The organism is Streptomyces sp. NPDC006458 (genome assembly GCF_040612135.1).
Lineage (GTDB): Bacteria > Actinomycetota > Actinomycetes > Streptomycetales > Streptomycetaceae > Streptomyces.
This window is the reverse complement of sequence record NZ_JBEXPR010000028.1, coordinates 40,236-57,779: the sequence shown is the minus strand read 5'-3', so window position 1 is coordinate 57,779 and position 17,544 is coordinate 40,236. Positions and strand designations below refer to the sequence as shown.

Below are 17,544 nucleotides of genomic sequence, written 5' to 3'. Positions count from 1 at the left end.
CAGGGGGGTGTGGAGTCCCGGCGGGTCCGGTCCGTCAGCCGGAGTGGTCCGTCCAGCTCGGCACGCGGTCGTGGGTGAGCCGGCGGAACAGCGGCGCCCAGTCGACCGGGGCCTCGCCCGGCTCGTTGTAGAGCTCGAAGGTCATTCCCCGGGCCTCCGTGGTGACCAGCGCGTTCACCGCGGCCTCGGCCACGGCGTCCCGGGACACCCAGCCGTCCCCGCGGTCGCCCTGTTCCAGGCGGACCCGGGCCCCGGCGAAGGTGTCGTCGGTCAGCCAGCTCGGGCGTATGACCGTATAGGGCAGTCCACAGGCGCGTACGGCGTCCTCGCCGCGCAGCCGCCAGTCGAGCAACTGCCCGTAGGCGTTCATCGGGTGTTCCCGGCGGGTGACGAAGATCTGGCTGATCAGCACCATGTGCGGGCTCTCGCCCTCGCCGGTGGCGGCGGCGAGCACATTGCGCACGCCGTCGTACATGGTCGTCTCCGGGCTGTCGGGACCGGAGTTCGCGGTGCCGGGCTCCACGGTGAACACGACACCGGCGCATCCCCGCAGCGCCGAGGCCAGTGTGTCCGCGTAGCGCACGTCCCCGCGGTGCAGTTCGACTCCGAGCGGCAGTCGCCCGCGGTGGGGTTCGCGGCTGACCACGCGTACCCGGTAGCCCTGTTCCATGAGCCGGCGTGTGATGCGGGTGCCGAGCCGGCCGGCACCACCCACGACGGCGATGCGGTCGTGCATGGGTCGCCTCCTTGGTCGAAAGCCGTCTTGTCCGGGTGCGGGATCCGGACCGGGGGAACCGGTTCTCGGATCCGTGACTCAGATCCAGCGCAGGATGTCCTCGGCGCTCCTGAGATCGGTGCTTGCGGGAAGACCGGTGAGCGCGGGCACCCTCAGGCGCGGGTAGACGGTCACCCCGCACAGCCGCGATCCCGGTGAGAGCACGGCGCCGTCGCCGATGGCCGAGTGGCGTTCGAGACGGACGGGCCGGGTGCGCTCGGAGCGCACTTCGGCCATGGGGCCGATGTAGCTGTCGACGATGTGGGCGTAGCGGCCGACGACCGCGGACTCGCCCACCGCGGAGCGGACGAGGGTGCTGCCCTCGCGGATCTCGGCCCCGTCGCCGACGTCCGCGTTCTCCAGGCGCACTCCTCTTCCGATCTCCACGTCCTGGCCGATCCTCACCCCGGGGCCGATCACCACCGAGCCCTCGTCGAGCTTCTGGGCCAGGGTGGTGCCGGTGACGTCGTCCTTGGTGCGCAGGCTGGTCTCGTGGATCCAGCGCCGCCCCTCGACGTCGTCGGGGCTGTCCATCAGCCGGTTCATCTGCTCGTACGCGCCGTTGAGCACGAGTCGTACGGTGTCCAGGTAGTCCGGTACGTTCCCCAGGTCGCCCAGCCGGCCGATGGTGTGCACGGCCACCGGGTGGCCGTGGCCGGCCAGCCAGGGCAGCAGATCGCTGCCCCAGTCCAGGCGTTGGTGGGTACGCCGGAACAGGTCCGGTTCCCTGGCGACGAGCCTGAGCCGCCCGCAGTCGATCAGATACATCCCCGCGTTGGTGGGCAGCGTGGCCTCGGCGTCCCCCGTGGTCCAGGGGAAGAGCGTGTCCAGCTCGCTCTCGCCGGGCTTCTCCACGAAGCCGTGCACCAGGTCCGCCCGGTCGGTGCGCATCACGCCGTACTTGTGCGCGATCTCGGCGGGCGTGCGGGCCACGGAAGCGATGGTGACCAGGGCGCCGCGCTCGTCGTGGGTCCGCTCCATCGCCGACAGGTCGAAGTCGAAGAGGGAGTCGACGGGCAGCACCAGGGCCCGGTCCTGCAGGTCCCACTGCTCCAGATTGTGGAGCGTGGCACCGGCGGAACCTACGTTGTAGCGGTCGAATCGGGAGCGCGAGTACGTGATCTGCACGCCGTGGCGTGCTCCGTGCCCGAGCAGCAGCTTGATCTGGTTGCGGTTCTCCAGGCCGTGGCTGACCACGTAGAAGCGGCGGATCCCCTGCTCCCGGCAGGCGTCCAGCACCCACTCGACCAGCCGTCGGCCGACCAGCGGGATGAGCGCCTTGCTCCTGATGTAGTCGGCGGACTCGAGAGTGATCGGTTTCGCCCGCTCGCCGCGACCGCCGGCCAGAAAGATGCCGACGATTTCAGACTGCTTGCCCATCACGCCCCCCATCGTGTCGAGTCCGGTGCGTCTTTGGCCTTACGGCCACTTGACGTCGTCCTCCGCACTCATCGGCACCTCCTGCGAGGAAATCGGAAGGGCCACGCTGGAGGACGAGTCCCGCTTCGCCTCATGGGCCGGAATGACGGTCGCACCCATGAGCGCCAGGGTCAGAGAAAGACCACCGGTAATGCCTTGTACAAGAGCTCGCGTGTTCTTCATTTCCCTCATCCCCTTGACCGAAATCTTGCATTGTTCTCGCCTCGAGAATCATGCCTTGCCGGGCAGGGCCGACAGGGATTTGGGTAGCATCGACATTGCGCAATGTAGAAACCGGAAGGGGGGTCATATGTGCAGAAATCCGGACATACATCCGCAGCCGAATGTCGTACGACTGTGCGAGGAAGGTTTGGAGCGCTACCGGCAGGCCCTGGTGCACGGCCCGTTACGCGCCGAAGTGCCCGACTGCCTCATCGAATTGGGGCTGTTGCGGCCCCTGGCCGAAGACCCGACCCTGCTGAGCGCCGTCCCCCCGGACATCGCGAGCAGTGAACTGCGCCGCCCCATCGAGCGCGCCGTGCTCATGCAGCAGCACACCATCGCCGCGATCCGTGACTCGCTCGCCATCGCCGAGGACGTCTACCGCGGGGAGAGCAGCAGCGGCTCGGGCACGGCGGTTCGACTGCTGCGCGGGCCGGATGTCATCGAAGCGGCGCTCCAACGCGCCCACGACGGGCTGGAGTACGAGGTGCTCACGGCCAAACCCGGCGGCGCCCGCCCGCCCGAGGTGCTGGCCCGTGCCCTGCCCGACGACCTGGCCCGGCTCAAGCAGGGCATCAAGCAGCGCACGCTCTACCAGCACACCGTGCGCACCCATGGCCCCACGCTCGCCTACATCGAGCAGGTCACCGCCGCGGGCGCCGAAGTCCGCACGCTGGACGAGCTGTTCGACCGGCTGATCATCTTCGACCGCAGCGTCGCCTTCATCCCCGACCCCATGCTCGACGTGAACACCACGGCCCTCGCCATCGAGCACCGCGCGATCGTCGCCTACCTGGTAGGGGTCTTCAACCACGCCTGGGAGCGCGCCGAGCGGCTGAACTTCGCCCAGGACCACATGCGTCCGCCGCTGATGACCGACGAGACCCGGCGCGCCGTGCTCCGGCTGATGGTGGAGGGCTACACCGACTCCGCCATCTCCAAGCGCCTCGGCATCAGCACCCGCACCGTCTCGGCCCACATCAAGAAGGCATCCGAGGCGCTCAACAGCCGCAGCCGGGCCCAACTCGCCTATCTGCTGGCCAAGTCCTCCCTCATCGACGACATCGCGCTGACCTGAGCGGACCGGCCGGGACCGCGCGCCGAGAACCGTTCCGCCAGGTGTGTGCCGCCAGGTGTGTGCCGCGGGGTGCGTGCCGCGGGGTGCGGTTCGCGGGGTGCGTTCCGCCGGTCGGGCCTCGCCGGGACGGGCTCCGCTGGGACGGGCTCCGCCGGGTCGGGCTCCGCCGGGTCGGGCTTCGCCGGGTCGGGCTTCGCCGGGACGGGCTTCGCCGGGACGGGCTTCGCCGGTCGGGCTCCGCCGGGACGGGCTCCGCCGGGACGGGCTCCGCCGGTCGGGCTCCGCCGGGACGGGCTCCGCCGGTCGGGCTCCGCCGGGACGGGCTCCGCCGGTCGGGCTCCGCCAGGACGGGCTCCGGCGGAGGTCAGGGCCGGTGTTCGTCGGTGGTCGCCATCGGCATCTGGCGGCCGCGCACCGCGTGACGGGCGCGGCGCAGCCGCAGGGCCAGCTGGACCTCCAGCGCCTGGACCGGCTCCTGCCAGCGCGGACCCAGCAGGTCGGTGATGCGCTCCAGCCGGCGCGAGACGGTGTTCGGGTGCACATGCAGACTCTCCGCCGCCCGGCGCGGCGAGCCGCCCGAGGCGAAGTACGCCTCCAGGGTCCGCGCCAGCTCGGTGTCCTGGCGCTCGTCGTACTCCAGCACCGGCCCGATCGCGCCCGCTATGAACGCCGAGGTGTCCGGGTTCTCCGCCAGGACCAGGCCCAGGAAGCCGAGGTCCTGCGGGGAGGCGCTGCCGCCGGTGCCGCCCAGCGAGGTGAGCGCGTCCAGGCAGCGGCGGGCCTCGGCGTAGGCGCGGTGCACGGCCTCCGGCCCGGTCACCGGCCCGGCCGAACCGACCGTCACGGGCTGGCCGATCGCCGCGCGCAGCTCCGCCGCCGCCTTCCGCCCGGCCGCCGACGGGTCGGTGCCCGGCAGCGCCAGCACCAGACAGCCGCCGTCGGTGGTCTTCAGCCCGGTGAGCCGGTTGGCGTACGAGGTCGCCCACACCAGGGCCCGGCCGTGCGGACCCCCTTCCGGCCTGATGGCGAGCACGATGTGCGGCTGGTCCAGGTCGACGCCGAGACGGCGGGCCCGGCCCTGGAGCCGGCCCGAGCGCGGCCGGTCGCCCAGCAGCTCGGCCAGCAGCTCGTCACGCCCGGTGCCCTCGGCGGCCGCCGCCGTGGAGCGCAGCCGCAGCAGTACGGCCGTGGACTGCGCGACGGCCTCCAGCAGCCTCGGTCCCCGGCCTCCCGGGCCCAGGGCGAGGAACAGGGTGCCGACCGGCTCCTCGCCCGCGCTGGCCGGGCACACCCACAGCCTGTCGGCCACCCGGACCGGGCCGCGCGCGGCGTGTGCCTGGAGCGTCCAGCGGTCGCACTCGTCCGCGCTCACCGCCGGGAAGCCGTCCGTCGCCGCGAGGGTGCGCCCGGCAGCGTCTCGCACCAGCAGCGCGCCGCCGAGCTCGTCGGCCGCGCTCGCCGCCAGTTCGCCCACGTCGCAGCCGCGCAGCACCATGTCGATCAGCCGGGTGTGGACCTCCTCGGGACCGGCCTCCCGCGCACCGCCGCCGGACCGCTGCTCACCCGCCAGTCCGAGCAGCCGCGCCTTCTCGATCGCGAGCGCGGCCAGGTCGCCGAGGGCCGACATCAGGGTGATCTCGTCCGGCGTGAAGTGGCGCACCGCGCGGTCGGCGACGTAGAGCGTCCCGAGCACGGTGCCGCCCTGCTTCAACGGCACCGTCAGCAAGGCGTGCAGCCCGTCCTCGCGGACCGTGTCGTCCAGCGCGGGCGCGTGCGGGAACCGCTCGTCGGCGAGGTAGTCGGGGGTCCAGAAGGGGGCCGAACAGAGCTGCTCCGCATGGCGGTTGACGCTGTCGGAGCCGACCGGGCTGCCGGGGCCGTCCGGGCTGCCGGGGCCGCCGGGGCCCGGGTCGAGCTCGGCGGTGGTGCCGTCCAGGTAGCCGTCGCCGTCGCCGCCGTCGCCGCCGTTGTCGGCCGGAGAGACCCCGGCGAACCCGCGTCCCGCGGCGGAGTCCAGGGGGCTCGCGGCGGAGTCCAGGGAGTGCCTGCCGGCGGTCGCATGGCGCGAGCGGCCCGAGCCGTCCGCGGCCTCGGCGTCGCCCGGGCCCTCTGCGTCGACCGTGTGGTCCGGGTCGACCGCGTCGACCGCTCCCGCCCCGCCCTCCGCCTCGCACGTGCTACCAACCGTGGGGCCCGCCGAGGCTCCGGGCTGCGGCGACGACGACGGCGGCAGGCCGACGGTCAGCGCCCGGGAGCGGCCGTCGGTGCCGACGGCGACGGTACGTCCCGAGCGGGTCCCGGCCGAGGCGGCCAGATCGACCCAGGAGGTGTCGCAGTTGAGCAGTAACCGGGCCCGGCGGGCGACCACGCCGAGAAACTCCTCGACCTCGTAGGGCACGGTCAGTTCACGGGTGGTCTCCATCAGCGCGGCCAGGCCCGCCTCGCGCTGGCGGCGGCGGGCGAACAGCGCCTGGATGTCGCGGGCCAGCCCCTTGGTCAGGCCCTCGGACTGCTCCTCGACCGGCGGCGCGGCGGGCGCGGCGGCGTCGGAGCGGCTCGGCGTGGTCGACGGTGCCTCCGCGGCCAGGAGTTCCAGAAGCCCGAGCAGCCCGTCACGTACGAGACGGTCCTCGTCCGGCACCGTTTGTCACCCCCAGCCATGCCCTGGCGGACACGGGAATCCGCCTCGGGCTTTTGTGAACCTAGATGCCTTCCGCCGCCACCGTCAACATTGGCCGGAATCCGTTCCTCCGATCCTTTTTGACGGTGCATCACCGCAGGTCGGAGGCGGGCGGGTGGTCCAACCACCACCCGGCGGCGGAACGCTGTTGCCCAAACACCTTCCCCCCGGGCGGGGCCGGGAGGCAGCCTCGCTGTGGAGGGTCGTGCGGGCCGCGGCCCGGACAGAGGTCAGCGGGGGAGAGACGAAGGGAACCGGGCGTGGGGGAGCGCGACGGCACAGGCGTACATCCGGTGCGCACACGGGGTGCGCCGGGGAGGAGATCCGCCCCGGGTCAGTGACCGGTCACCCCGGTCAGGGAGGTGCCGCGATCCTGCGGGCCGAGGCCCAGCCGTTCCAGACGGATGCCCAGCCTGCGCAGGCCGTCCAGCCCGGAGCGGCCGCGCGCGTGCTCGTTCAGGAGGGTGTCACCGCGCAACCCGGCGACCGCCAGGCGGCGTTCGGCCATCGCGGCCGGCACCGTGTGCGCGGTGTTCCAGCCGACGAGCGCGGTCAGATGCCGGGGCGTGGACGTCGTCCACAGCAGCCTCGGCGGCTGCGCGCCGCCCGCCCGGAGCACCTGCCACCAGCCGTCCTCCAGACGTTCCTCGCGCATCCGGAACAGCACCCGGGCCAGCGCCAGCGAGGCCTGCACCCGGCTGCCGCCGGCCTGCCGGCCGTCCAGCCTGGCGTTGACCGCCGCGTCGATCGCGCCCACCGGGACGGAGGTCACGGCGGTGGCGGTGCGCAGCGGCAGTCCACGTGCCAACGCCTGTTCCAGACCGGCGAAACAGGCATCCAGGACCCGCCCGTAGCACTCGGGCGTGGTCACCGGGGCGGCGTCCACCCGCAGCCCCCGGCCGAGGGCCTCGGCGATGGCGGCGAGGCCCTTGGTGTCCGGCACGATCCGCACCAGCAGGTTGGGCCTGGCGACCGCGAGCGCGGCGTCCGGGTCCAGGGGCACGGAGACCAGACCGGTGCGCCCGCCGCCGGCCCGGTGGGCGGGCAGCAGCGCGTCGCAGACGGTGCGGACCTCCGCGACCGAGGCGGCCGTGCCGAGCAGCCCCTGGAAGGCGTACGGAGCACCGGTGACAAGGCGTCGCAGTGTGGCGGCGGGGACAGGGTCGCCGGGGCTCTCCGACAGCCACACGGCCACACCTTCGGCAGCGAGTTGGGCGAGGGCGGCGGCCGCGGACGAGCAGAGCATGCGAAGGGAGCGTAGAGGAGGGGAACCGACCGCCCAAGAGGTGAAGGGTGTGAAACCGCTGTGATTTTCCACTGGATGCTGGATGGAGTGGGGTCGAGGTCATGAAACCGTTCGAAGCCACGGCGACAACGCGTCGGGCGCCCCGGTCAGGGGAGCGGACCACGCGAGGTACCAGGGTGAGGCGATGAACCTCTCGGGGTACGACGCCTACCGTAGTGAGCTCACCGCGCTGGCCGTGCACAACGGCCGGGTGGTGTGCCTGGACTCCTCACCGGGGCGGGCCGGCCACCCCTTCGAGTCGACCCACCCCGACCGCTTCTTCGGCCTGGCCGGCGTCGCCTCGGTGATGGTGGACGTCGTCGAGGGCATGGTGGCCGCCGGGTTCCGCCCCTTCGTGTGCACGGGGCAGGGCCCGCGCGGGCTGGGGGCGGCCGGCGAACTCGGCCTACGTGCACGGCTGCTGGAGGCCGGCGCCAGCGTGGTCACGCCGTACGCCGGAATCCTGGAGGACTACCAGGTGCTGCGCCGCCTGGAGGGGGTGACGCTGGCCGCGCCCTGCGGGGACGCGGAGACCAGGGCGGTGGTGCGGACCGCGGCGGCCACGGACCGGCCCTTCCACATCAGGGTCGGCTCCGCGCCGCGCCCCTACTGGCAGCGCCCCGACCTCGGGGCGGGCGGGCTGACCTCGCCCCTGGTCTGGGAGTCCACGGGCCACGGCGACGACGACCCGGTGTGTCTGGTCTCGGTCGGCGAGTACGGCACCGGCACCGCCCGCGCCGCCCGTGCCTGTGCGCCCTGGCTCGCCCACGCGCACCTGGTGTACCTGGACGACGAGCACTTGGAGGTGGCGGCGGCCGAACTGACCCGCTCCCACAGCCGTTTCGTCGTCGTCGGCGCCCGCCCCGGCTCCCGGGGGGTGCTCGACGCCCTGTCCCGGCTGCTGCCCGGCCGGTACATCGGCGCCGCCCAGGCCACCACCGACCACGACAGCAGTGGCGTCGGCGCGGCCCTGCGCGCGGCCGACCGTGTGGCCGGATACGGGGTCCGCAAGATCGTGTGACACCGAGCGCGGCCGACCGCCCGTCGTGGGAGCGCACCCGTGACGGCGGCCGTCCGCCGGGGCGGGCTGTAGCCCAGGGGCGTCTGCGGGGGCGGGCGGCAGTCCAGGGCGGTTCGCGGGGGTGGCCGGAGACCTGTGGTCGTCTGCGGGGGCGGGCGGAACCCACGGCGGTCCGCGGGGGCGGGCGGTGACTCGCCCCGCCGGGCTCGGGCGGCCGTACGCACGTCACTTCGACGAGGGCACGGACCTAACGGACGCTCAGGGCCACACCAGACAGTACGGCTGATGCCCGGCATCGTGTAGACGCTTGGAGAAGTCCTGCCACTCGTGCAGCAGCTGGTACACGTCGAACGCGTCGCGCGGACCGCCGCGGTCCGGGACCGTCGACCAGATGAAGGCCGCCGCGCCGACGGCCTCCTCGCCGATGTCGCGCAGCGGGTCGACGACCGTCATGGGGAGCTTGACGACGGCGTAGTCCGGATGCAGGACGACGAGTTCCAGCGGGGGGACCTTGTGCAGGGGGACGCCCTCGATGCCGGTGAGGACCATCGCGGCCATCGTCTCGGGCTTGATCTTGGTGAACATGCCGTTCATCCCGAGCTCGTCGCCGCCGAGCTCCTCGGGGCGCATCGAGATCGGGACACGGGCCGCGGTCGCGCCGTCCGGCGCGCCGAAGTACTTGTACGTCACCCCCACCCGACCACCATTCCTGCTTTCGGCCCCCAGCGGATCCGAGCGGCGCTCCCACCGCCGGTCGGCGCTCTCGGGCTCACCCGGTCCACCGTGTGCCTGACGTGCCTCGCTCGTCTCGTCCGCGTCGCGCCGGTGCCGTCCCCGCCTGGCACGTCGAGGACCCAGATCGTCAGTCCCCTCGCCCAGTCCGCCACCGCGATGCATATCTCCACCCGACTGCTTTTCTAGGACGCGTGGCCCCCGCCGCGCAACCTGATCATCGTGTCAGTGACCTCCCCCACGGCCGCCCGCCGAAACGTGCGGCGGGAACTCGTGTCCGCAGGATCTTCGCAGCCCCTGACCACCTTCGCCCGAATGACGTGTGTGTCAGCTCTCAGTTTCGCAGATGCTTTCACGAGCGGTGGAGGATCGATCAACGTCCCCCTCGGCCTACCCTGAACGGGTCACTGCCCACCGGAGTCCGAGAAGTCGGAGAAGTCGCAGGTCATGAGCGAACTGCCATATCCATACGAAGCACCCGTCTCGCAGGTGCTGTTCGACCGTGCGGCTGCCGTCACCCCGGGTGGTGTGAACTCCCCGGTGCGCGCCTTCCGGGCCGTCGGCGGTACGCCCCGGTTCATGGTCTCGGGCACCGGCCCCTATCTGACGGACGCGGACGGGCGCGAGTACGTCGACCTGGTCTGCTCCTGGGGTCCGATGATCCTCGGCCACTCCCACCCCGAGGTCGTCGCCGCCGTGCAGGCCGCCGTCGCCCGCGGCACCTCCTTCGGCACGCCCGGTGAGGGCGAGGTCGCGCTCGCCGAGGAGATGGTCGCGCGGATCGCCCCGCTGGAGCAGGTCCGCCTCGTCTCCAGCGGCACCGAGGCCACCATGTCGGCCATCCGGCTCGCCCGCGGCTTCACCCGGCGGTCCAAGGTGATCAAGTTCGCCGGCTGCTACCACGGCCACGTCGACTCCCTGCTGGCCGCGGCGGGCTCCGGCGTCGCCACCTTCGCGCTGCCCGACACGCCCGGCGTCACGGGCGCCCAGGCGGGCGACACGATCGTGCTGCCGTACAACGACCTGGAGGCCGTGCAGGAGGCCTTCCACCGGCACCCCGGCGAGATCGCCTGTGTGATCACCGAGGCCGCCCCGGGCAACATGGGCGTCGTCCCGCCGCTGCCCGGCTTCAACCAGGGCCTGAAGGACGCGTGCGCGAAGAACGGCGCGCTGTTCGTCTCCGACGAGGTCATGACCGGTTTCCGCACCAGCCGGGCCGGGTGGTTCGGCGTCGAGGGCGTGGTCCCCGACCTGATGACCTTCGGCAAGGTCATGGGCGGCGGCTTCCCGGCCGCGGCCTTCGGCGGCCGTGCCGACGTCATGGCCCACCTCGCCCCGGCCGGGCCCGTCTACCAGGCCGGCACCCTCTCCGGGAACCCCGTCGCCACCGCCGCCGGGCTCGCCCAGCTGCGGCTGCTCGACGACGCGGCCTACGAGAAGGTCGACGCCGTGTCGGCGCAGATCCAGGCGCTGGTCAGCGGGGCCCTGGCCAAGGAGGGCGTCGCCCACCGGCTGCAGACGGCCTCCAACATGTTCTCGGTGTTCTTCACCGACCGCGAGGTGCGCGACTACGAGGACGCCCGGCGCCAGGAGTCCTTCCGCTTCAACGCGTTCTTCCACTCGATGCTCGCGCGGGGCGTCTATCTGCCGCCCTCGTCCTTCGAGTCCTGGTTCGTGTCCACCGCGCACGACGAGCGCGCCCTCGACCGGATCGCCGACGCCCTTCCGGCGGCGGCCCGCGCGGCGGCGGAGGCGAGCGCATGAGCGGCACGCGGGAACGTCTGAACGGCCGGGACATCACCGTCGTCCACCTGATGCGGCACGGGGAGGTCGCCAACCCGGACGGGGTGCTCTACGGCCGCCTGCCCGGCTACCACCTGTCCGAGCTGGGCCGCCGGATGGCCGACCGGGTCGCCGAGCACCTCGCCGAGCGGGATGTGACGTACGTCTGCTCCTCCCCGCTGGAGCGGGCGCAGGAGACCGCGACCCCGATCGCCAAGGCGCACGGCCTCGACCTCGCCACGGACGGCCGGCTGATCGAGGCGGACAACGTCTTCCAGGGCAAGACCTTCGGTGTCGGCGACGGCGCGCTGAAGAAGCCGGAGAACTGGAAGCACCTGGTCAACCCGTTCAGGCCGTCCTGGGGCGAGCCGTACGTCGACCAGGTCGTGCGCATGATGGGCGCGCTGGACGCCGCCAAGGACGCCGCGCGCGGGCACGAGGCGGTGCTGGTCAGCCACCAGCTGCCGATCTGGATCGTGCGCTCCTACGCCGAGAGGCGGCGGCTGTGGCACGACCCGCGCCGCCGGCAGTGCACGCTCGCCTCGCTGACGTCCTTCACCTACGAGGGCGACCGGATCGTGTCCGTCGGCTACACCGAGCCGGCCCTCGACCTCGTCCCCGCGCATCTGCGGGCCGGCGCCAAGCCGGTGCAGGGCAAGGACAAGGCCTTCGGGGCGTAGGCCCCCGCGCAGGCGCGCGGCCCCCGCGTGGGCCCCGCGCGCAGGCGTACCGTCCCCGGCGTGGGCCCCGCGCGCAGGCGCACCGTCCCGGCGCGGGCCCCCGCCCCGCGGGGCACGGCAGTCGCTCTCCGGGGCGCAGGACGCCCTCCGTCGAGCGATGCGCCGATCTGTTACGCAACCGCCGAATTCCGGCGGGAACCTCCCCGTTCGCCGCGCCCTCTCTCTGAATGACAACGAGAGAACGCGACGAACGGGGGGTGCGCGATGCGCACTGTCACTCGCAGGGGAGCACTCGGACTCGGTGCGGGCGTCGCCGCCACCGTCGGACTCGGCGGGTGCGGCACCCTCACCGCCTCCGACGGAACGACCCCGGCTCCCGGTTCCGGGAAGAACCGTTCCGGCGGACCGTCGGGCAAGCCGTCGCGCAGCCCCTCGCCCACCGCCCGCCCCATCGGGGACGGCTCCACCGCCTTCACCGGCAAGCAGCCCCACCAGCCGCCCCGGCCCGTCCCGCTGGAGCCCGGCGAGACCCCGCCGCAGTTCGTCGTCTTCTCCTGGGACGGCGCGGGCGAGGTCGGCAACGGCCTCTTCCCGCGCTTCCTGGACCTCGCCGAGGAGCACGGCGCGGCCATGACCTTCTTCCTCTCCGGGCTCTATCTGCTGCCCGAGTCGAAGCAGCGCCTGTACGACCCGCCCAACAATCCGCGCGGCGCCTCCGACATCGGCTACCTCACCGACGACCACATCAAGGCGACGCTCGCCGGTCTGCGCCGGGCCTGGCTGGAGGGCCACGAGATCGGCACCCACTTCAACGGGCACTTCTGCGGCGAGGGCCACGGCTCCGTCGCGCACTGGACGCAGGCGCAGTGGCGCAGCGAGATCGACCAGGCGAAGTCCTTCGTCAAGCAGTGGCGCACCAACAGCGGCTGGACCGACCTGCCCTCGCTGCCCTTCGACTACGACAAGGAACTCGTCGGCGGCCGCACGCCCTGTCTGCTCGGCCAGGACAACCTGCTGCCCGTCGCCCGCGAGCTGGGCTGGCGCTACGACGCCTCCTCGCCGGGCGGCCTCCAGGTCTGGCCGGCGAAGAAGCAGGGCATCTGGGACCTGCCGCTCCAGCAGGTGCCGTTCCCGGGCCGCAGCTTCGAGGTCCTGTCGATGGACTACAACATGCTCGCCAACCAGTCGCTGGCCTCCACCAACGCCCCGGCCCACAACTACCCGGCCTGGCGCGAGCAGGCGGCGCAGGCGTACATATCCGGCTTCGAGCGGGCGTACGGGACGAATCGCGCGCCTCTCTTCATCGGCAACCACTTCGAGCAGTGGAACGGCGGCATCTACATGGACGCCGTCCAGCAGGTGATCGAGCGCATCGCGCGCGAGCGGGACAAGGGCGGGGACGTGCGGATGGTGTCCTTCAGGCAGTTCGCCGACTGGCTGGACGTGCAGCGGCCCGAGGTCCTCGACAAGCTGCGCACGCTCGGTGTCGGGCAGCCGCCCGCCGGGGGCTTCAAGGCCCTGTGAAATGCGGCTTCGCCCCCGTCAGGGGGGTGCGCAAGATCCCCGGAACGGACATGCGAAACTTTTCACATGAGTGCCGCCAGCCGTACCACCCTGCTCGCCGCCGGTGCCGTCGTCACCGCGCTGGCACTGTCCGCGTGCACCTCCGGGGGAACGTCCGGCGGCGGCGGTGACACCAACTTCGTCACGGGCAACGACGGCATCGCCACCGCCAAGCAGGGCGAGAGGTCCGAGGCACCCGTGCTCGACGGCGAGTCCCTGGAGGGCAGTCCGCTCAGCACGAAGGACTACCGGGGCAAGGTCCTCGTCCTGAACGTGTGGGGTTCCTGGTGCGGCCCCTGCCGGGTCGAGGCGAAGAACTTCGAGAAGGTCTACCAGGACGTCAAGGGCCAGGGCGTCGAGTTCGTCGGCATCAACACCCGCGACACCAGCACGGTCCCCGCCCTCGCCTTCGAGAAGGAGTGGGGCATCACCTACCCGAGCCTGTACGACCCGACCGGCAAGCTGATGCTCCGTTTCAAGAAGGGCACCCTCAACCCGCAGCTGGTGCCGTCCACGCTCGTCATCGACCGCGAAGGCCGCATCGCCGCCCGAGCGCTCCAGCCGCTCAGCGAGGACAAGCTGCGCGACATGATCAAGCCGGTCCTCGCGGAGAAGTGACGTGACCGCGCTGTCCACCCTGGCCGCGGCCACCGACACCAACGGAACCGTGCTGCACGGCGCCATGCTCCTGGCGCTGCCGCTCGCGGTCCTCGGCGGCCTCGTCTCCTTCTTCTCCCCCTGCGTCCTCCCGCTCGTCCCCGGCTACCTCTCCTACGTCACCGGAGTCAGCGGCACCGACCTGGCCGAGGCCCGGCGCGGACGGATGGTCGCGGGCGCCACGCTGTTCGTGCTCGGCTTCACGGTCGTGTTCGTCTCCGGCGGCGCGCTGTTCGGTTTCTTCGGCTACACCCTGCGTGAGCACCAGGAGACCCTGTCCAAGGTGCTCGGCGTGCTCATGATCCTCATGGGTGTGTTCTTCATGGGCCTGATGCCCTGGCTCACCCAGCGGGAGTTCCGCTTCCACAAGCGCCCCGCCACCGGCCTGGTCGGCGCCCCGGTGCTCGGCGCGCTGTTCGGCATCGGCTGGACGCCCTGCATCGGCCCGACCCTCGCCTCGGTGCAGACCCTCGCCATGGAACAGGCCAGCGCCGGGCGCGGTGCCATACTGACCGTCGCCTACTGCCTGGGCCTGGGCATCCCGTTCGTGCTCGCCGCCGTCGCCTTCCGCAAGGCTCTCGGCGCCTTCGGCTGGGTCAAGCGCCACTACGTGTGGGTGATGCGGATCGGCGGCACGATGATGATCGTCACCGGCGTGCTGCTGCTGACCGGGGCGTGGGACAGTCTCGTGCGCGAGATGCAGAACTGGTCCAACGGATTCGTTGTGGGGATCTGAACCATGAGCAAGACGACACCCAGCGCCCCCGAGGACCAGGACCTCGGCGCCGCCGGCTCCCAGCTGTCCACCGCGCCCGAGGAGGAGGCACCCGGCCTGCCCACCCTCGGCGTGATCGGCTGGGCCCGCTGGTTCTGGCGCCAGCTGACCTCCATGCGGGTCGCGCTGCTGCTCCTGCTGCTGCTCTCGCTCGCCGCGATCCCCGGCTCGCTCATCCCGCAGACCGGCGTCGACATCACCCAGGTCGAGGACTTCCGGCAGCGGCACACCACCCTGGCGTCGGTCTACGACAAGCTCGGCCTCTTCCACGTCTACAGCTCGGTGTGGTTCTCCGCGATCTACATCCTGCTGTTCGTCTCCCTCATCGGCTGCATCGTCCCGCGCACCTGGCAGTTCGTCGGCCAGCTCCGCGGCCGCCCGCCGGGTGCGCCCCGGCGTCTGACCCGGCTGCCCGCGCACACCACCTGGCGCACCACGGCCCCGCCCGAGGAGGTCCGCGAGGCCGCCCTCGCCCTGCTCAAGCGCCGTCGCTTCCGCGCCCACGAGGTGGGCGACGCGGTCGCAGCCGAGAAGGGCTATCTGCGCGAGGCCGGCAACCTGGCCTTCCACATCGCCCTGATCGTGCTGCTGGTCGCCTTCGCCTGGGGCCAGCTGTTCAAGTCCGAGGGCAACAAGCTGATCGTCGAGGGCGACGGCTTCTCCAACACGCTCTCGCAGTACGACGACTTCAAGTCCGGCAACCTCTTCCGCAACGACGACCTGGAGCCCTTCAGCTTCAGCCTGGACCGCTTCACCGGCACCTACGAGCTCACCGGCCCCAACCGCGGCACCCCCCGCACCTACGAGGCCGACCTCACCTACAGCGAGGGCGCCGACGGCGAGGAGCGGAAGACCACCGTCGAGGTCAACGAGCCGCTGCGGATCGGCGACGCCAAGGCCTACCTGGTCAGCCACGGCTACGCGCCCGTCATCACGGTCCGCGACGGCAAGGGCGACATCGTCTTCCAGGACGCCGTACCGCTGCTCCCGCAGGACGGCAACGTCACCTCCTCCGGCGTCGTCCGCGTCATGGACGGCTACAAGGACGCCCAGGGCAGGAGCGACCAGCTCGGCTTCCAGATCTGGTTCCTGCCGACCTACGGCAAGGGCGCGATGGTCTCCCAGTTCCCCGCGCTGATCAGCCCGATGATGGCCGTGAACGCCTACCACGGCGACCTCGGCGTGAACTCCGGCATCCCGAAGAACGTGTACCAGCTGGACAAGACGCACATGAAGGAGTTCAAGGACGCCAAGGGCAATCTGCTGAAGAAGCAGCTGCGCCCCGGCGACACCCTTGAGCTCCCGGACGGCGCCGGCTCCCTCACGTACGAGAAGGAGACCCGGGAGTGGGCCGGCTTCCAGATCGTGCAGGAGCCGGGCGGCGGCTGGGCGCTGGCCGGCGCCATCGCCGCGATCGCGGGCCTCGCCGGCTCCCTGTTCATCCAGCGCCGCCGCGTCTGGGTGCGGGCCGCCACCGGCGACGACGGGGTCACGGTCGTCGAGATGGCCGGCCTCGGCCGCAGCGAGTCCGCGAAGCTGCCCGAGGAGCTGGGTGACCTCGCGGCGGCACTGTACGAGAGGGCGCCGGGCGCGCCCGGCCCCGGACAAGACCCCGAGGGCGATCCCTCATCCACCCCCGACCCCCACGCCGTATCTGCCGAAGGGGCTGACAAGCCGTGACTTTCGCCGCCGCGAGCGATCTGGCCGCCGCGACCAACGAGAACCTCGCGAACATCAGCAACACGCTGATCTACTCCTCGATGGCCGTCTACACCCTGGCCTTCTTCGCGTACATCGCCGAATGGCTCTTCGGCAGCCGCAGCAAGGTCGGCCGCACGGCCGCCGCGCTCACCGCCCAGGCCAGGTCGGAGGCGGACGCCCCGGCGGTCACGGTGAACAAGGCCGGCGGCACCGCGGTGCTGGAGCGCCCCAAGGTGACCGTCCGGGCCGCGGCCGGCGCCCGTGACGTGCCCGACGGTCCGGGCGCGCACGGCGGCGACGAGCAGGGCGACCTCTACGGGCGTATCGCCGTCTCGCTCACCGTGCTCGCGTTCCTGGTCGAGTTCGGTGGTGTGTTCACCCGGGCCCTGTCGGTGGAGCGGGCGCCGTGGGGCAACATGTACGAGTTCAACATCACCTTCTCCACGGTGGCGGTGGGCGTCTATCTCCTGCTGCTGGCGCTGAGGAAGAACGTGCGCTGGATCGGTCTGTTCCTGACCACGTCGGTCCTCCTCGACCTCGGTCTCGCCGTCACCGTCCTGTACACCGCCAGTGACCAGCTGGTTCCCGCCCTGCACTCGTACTGGCTGTACATCCACGTCTCGACGGCGATCTTCTGCGGCGCGGTGTTCTACCTCGGCGCGGTCTCCACGGTCCTGTACCTGTTCAAGGACTCCTTCGAGAACAAGCTGGCGTCCGGCGGCAGGCCGGGCCGCTTCGCCGGCTCGGTCCTGGACCGGCTGCCCTCCGCCGCCTCCCTGGACAAGTTCTCCTACCGCGTCAACGCGGCCGTCTTCCCGCTGTGGACCTTCACGATCATCGCGGGCGCCATCTGGGCCGGTGACGCCTGGGGCCGCTACTGGGGCTGGGACCCCAAGGAGACCTGGTCCTTCATCACCTGGGTCGCCTACGCCGGCTATCTGCACGCCCGCGCCACGGCCGGCTGGAAGGGCCGCAAGGCCGCCTGGCTGGCCCTGATCGCCTTCGGCTGCTGGCTGTTCAACTACTACGGCGTCAACATCTTCGTCTCCGGCAAGCACTCCTACGCCGACGTGGGCCTGGGCGCCCTGCGGGCCGCGGGCTTCTGAGCCGGGGGTCTCCTCCCGATCCCGACCCGACCCCGGAGGGCGTGCGCATCACGCCCTGCGGGGTCAGT

At 71.9% G+C, this 17,544-nt stretch carries 14 protein-coding genes; 9 read left to right on the top strand and 5 right to left on the bottom strand.

Going from position 1 to position 17,544, the window contains the following annotated elements; all coding sequences use genetic code 11:
• Nucleotides 1–34: 34 nt before the first annotated feature.
• Nucleotides 35–736 (bottom strand): SDR family oxidoreductase, encoded by a 702-nt coding sequence (locus ABZZ79_RS31115; protein ID WP_356694433.1) that lies wholly within the window; start codon nucleotides 734–736, stop codon nucleotides 35–37.
• 78 nt (nucleotides 737–814) lie between these two features.
• The gene (locus ABZZ79_RS31110) at nucleotides 815–2,155 is read right to left on the bottom strand and encodes an NDP-sugar synthase (RefSeq protein WP_356694431.1); all 1,341 of its coding nucleotides are present in this window, start codon (nucleotides 2,153–2,155) and stop codon (nucleotides 815–817) included.
• A 409-nt stretch (nucleotides 2,156–2,564) separates the two neighbouring features.
• On the opposite strand from ABZZ79_RS31110, the gene ABZZ79_RS31105 reads away from it, so the two are divergent.
• Nucleotides 2,565–3,494 carry a LuxR C-terminal-related transcriptional regulator gene (locus tag ABZZ79_RS31105; protein ID WP_356694429.1) on the top strand — a complete coding sequence of 310 codons (930 nt, stop codon included), beginning with the start codon at nucleotides 2,565–2,567 and terminating at the stop codon, nucleotides 3,492–3,494.
• Nucleotides 3,495–3,858: 364 nt separating this feature from the next.
• On the opposite strand, the gene ABZZ79_RS31100 is transcribed toward ABZZ79_RS31105, so the two are convergent.
• Both ABZZ79_RS31100 and ABZZ79_RS31095 read right to left on the bottom strand, forming a co-directional pair.
• Nucleotides 3,859–6,135 carry a helix-turn-helix domain-containing protein gene (locus ABZZ79_RS31100; RefSeq protein WP_356694427.1) on the bottom strand — a complete coding sequence of 759 codons (2,277 nt, stop codon included), beginning with the start codon at nucleotides 6,133–6,135 and terminating at the stop codon, nucleotides 3,859–3,861.
• Between the two features lie 373 nt (nucleotides 6,136–6,508).
• Nucleotides 6,509–7,420, bottom strand: a complete 912-nt coding sequence (locus ABZZ79_RS31095) for a hypothetical protein (protein WP_356694425.1) — start codon at nucleotides 7,418–7,420, stop codon at nucleotides 6,509–6,511.
• 184 nt (nucleotides 7,421–7,604) lie between these two features.
• Here ABZZ79_RS31095 and ABZZ79_RS31090 point away from each other — a divergent pair, with 184 nt between their 5' ends.
• On the top strand, nucleotides 7,605–8,480 hold the full coding sequence (locus tag ABZZ79_RS31090) for a transketolase (RefSeq protein ID WP_356694423.1): 876 nt from the start codon (nucleotides 7,605–7,607) through the stop codon (nucleotides 8,478–8,480).
• Nucleotides 8,481–8,738: 258 nt separating this feature from the next.
• Here the strand turns inward: ABZZ79_RS31090 and ABZZ79_RS31085 are convergent, their stop codons facing one another.
• Nucleotides 8,739–9,377, bottom strand: coding sequence for a hypothetical protein (locus ABZZ79_RS31085; protein WP_356694421.1), 639 nt, complete (start codon nucleotides 9,375–9,377; stop codon nucleotides 8,739–8,741).
• A gap of 282 nt (nucleotides 9,378–9,659) precedes the next feature.
• Here ABZZ79_RS31085 and hemL point away from each other — a divergent pair, with 282 nt between their 5' ends.
• The 7 genes from hemL (at nucleotide 9,660) to ccsB (ending at nucleotide 17,476) form a co-directional block, all read left to right on the top strand.
• On the top strand, nucleotides 9,660–10,976 hold the full coding sequence (hemL, locus tag ABZZ79_RS31080; protein ID WP_356694419.1) for a glutamate-1-semialdehyde 2,1-aminomutase: 1,317 nt from the start codon (nucleotides 9,660–9,662) through the stop codon (nucleotides 10,974–10,976).
• Nucleotides 10,973–11,674, top strand: a complete 702-nt coding sequence (locus ABZZ79_RS31075) for a histidine phosphatase family protein (protein ID WP_356694417.1) — start codon at nucleotides 10,973–10,975, stop codon at nucleotides 11,672–11,674. The genes hemL and ABZZ79_RS31075 overlap by 4 nt, the downstream gene beginning before the upstream one ends.
• A 264-nt stretch (nucleotides 11,675–11,938) precedes the next feature.
• Complete coding sequence (locus ABZZ79_RS31070) at nucleotides 11,939–13,198, top strand: hypothetical protein (RefSeq protein WP_356694415.1); 1,260 nt, start codon at nucleotides 11,939–11,941, stop codon at nucleotides 13,196–13,198.
• A gap of 66 nt (nucleotides 13,199–13,264) precedes the next feature.
• On the top strand, nucleotides 13,265–13,855 hold the full coding sequence (locus ABZZ79_RS31065; protein ID WP_356694413.1) for a TlpA disulfide reductase family protein: 591 nt from the start codon (nucleotides 13,265–13,267) through the stop codon (nucleotides 13,853–13,855).
• Nucleotide 13,856: 1 nt separating this feature from the next.
• Nucleotides 13,857–14,630: a cytochrome c biogenesis protein CcdA gene (locus tag ABZZ79_RS31060; protein WP_356694411.1), complete on the top strand. Its 774-nt coding sequence runs from the start codon at nucleotides 13,857–13,859 to the stop codon at nucleotides 14,628–14,630.
• A 3-nt stretch (nucleotides 14,631–14,633) separates the two neighbouring features.
• Nucleotides 14,634–16,349, top strand: coding sequence for a cytochrome c biogenesis protein ResB (locus ABZZ79_RS31055; RefSeq protein ID WP_356694409.1), 1,716 nt, complete (start codon nucleotides 14,634–14,636; stop codon nucleotides 16,347–16,349).
• On the top strand, nucleotides 16,346–17,476 hold the full coding sequence (gene ccsB, locus ABZZ79_RS31050; protein WP_356694407.1) for a c-type cytochrome biogenesis protein CcsB: 1,131 nt from the start codon (nucleotides 16,346–16,348) through the stop codon (nucleotides 17,474–17,476). The genes ABZZ79_RS31055 and ccsB overlap by 4 nt, the downstream gene beginning before the upstream one ends.
• The last annotated feature ends 68 nt before the right edge of the window (nucleotides 17,477–17,544 follow it).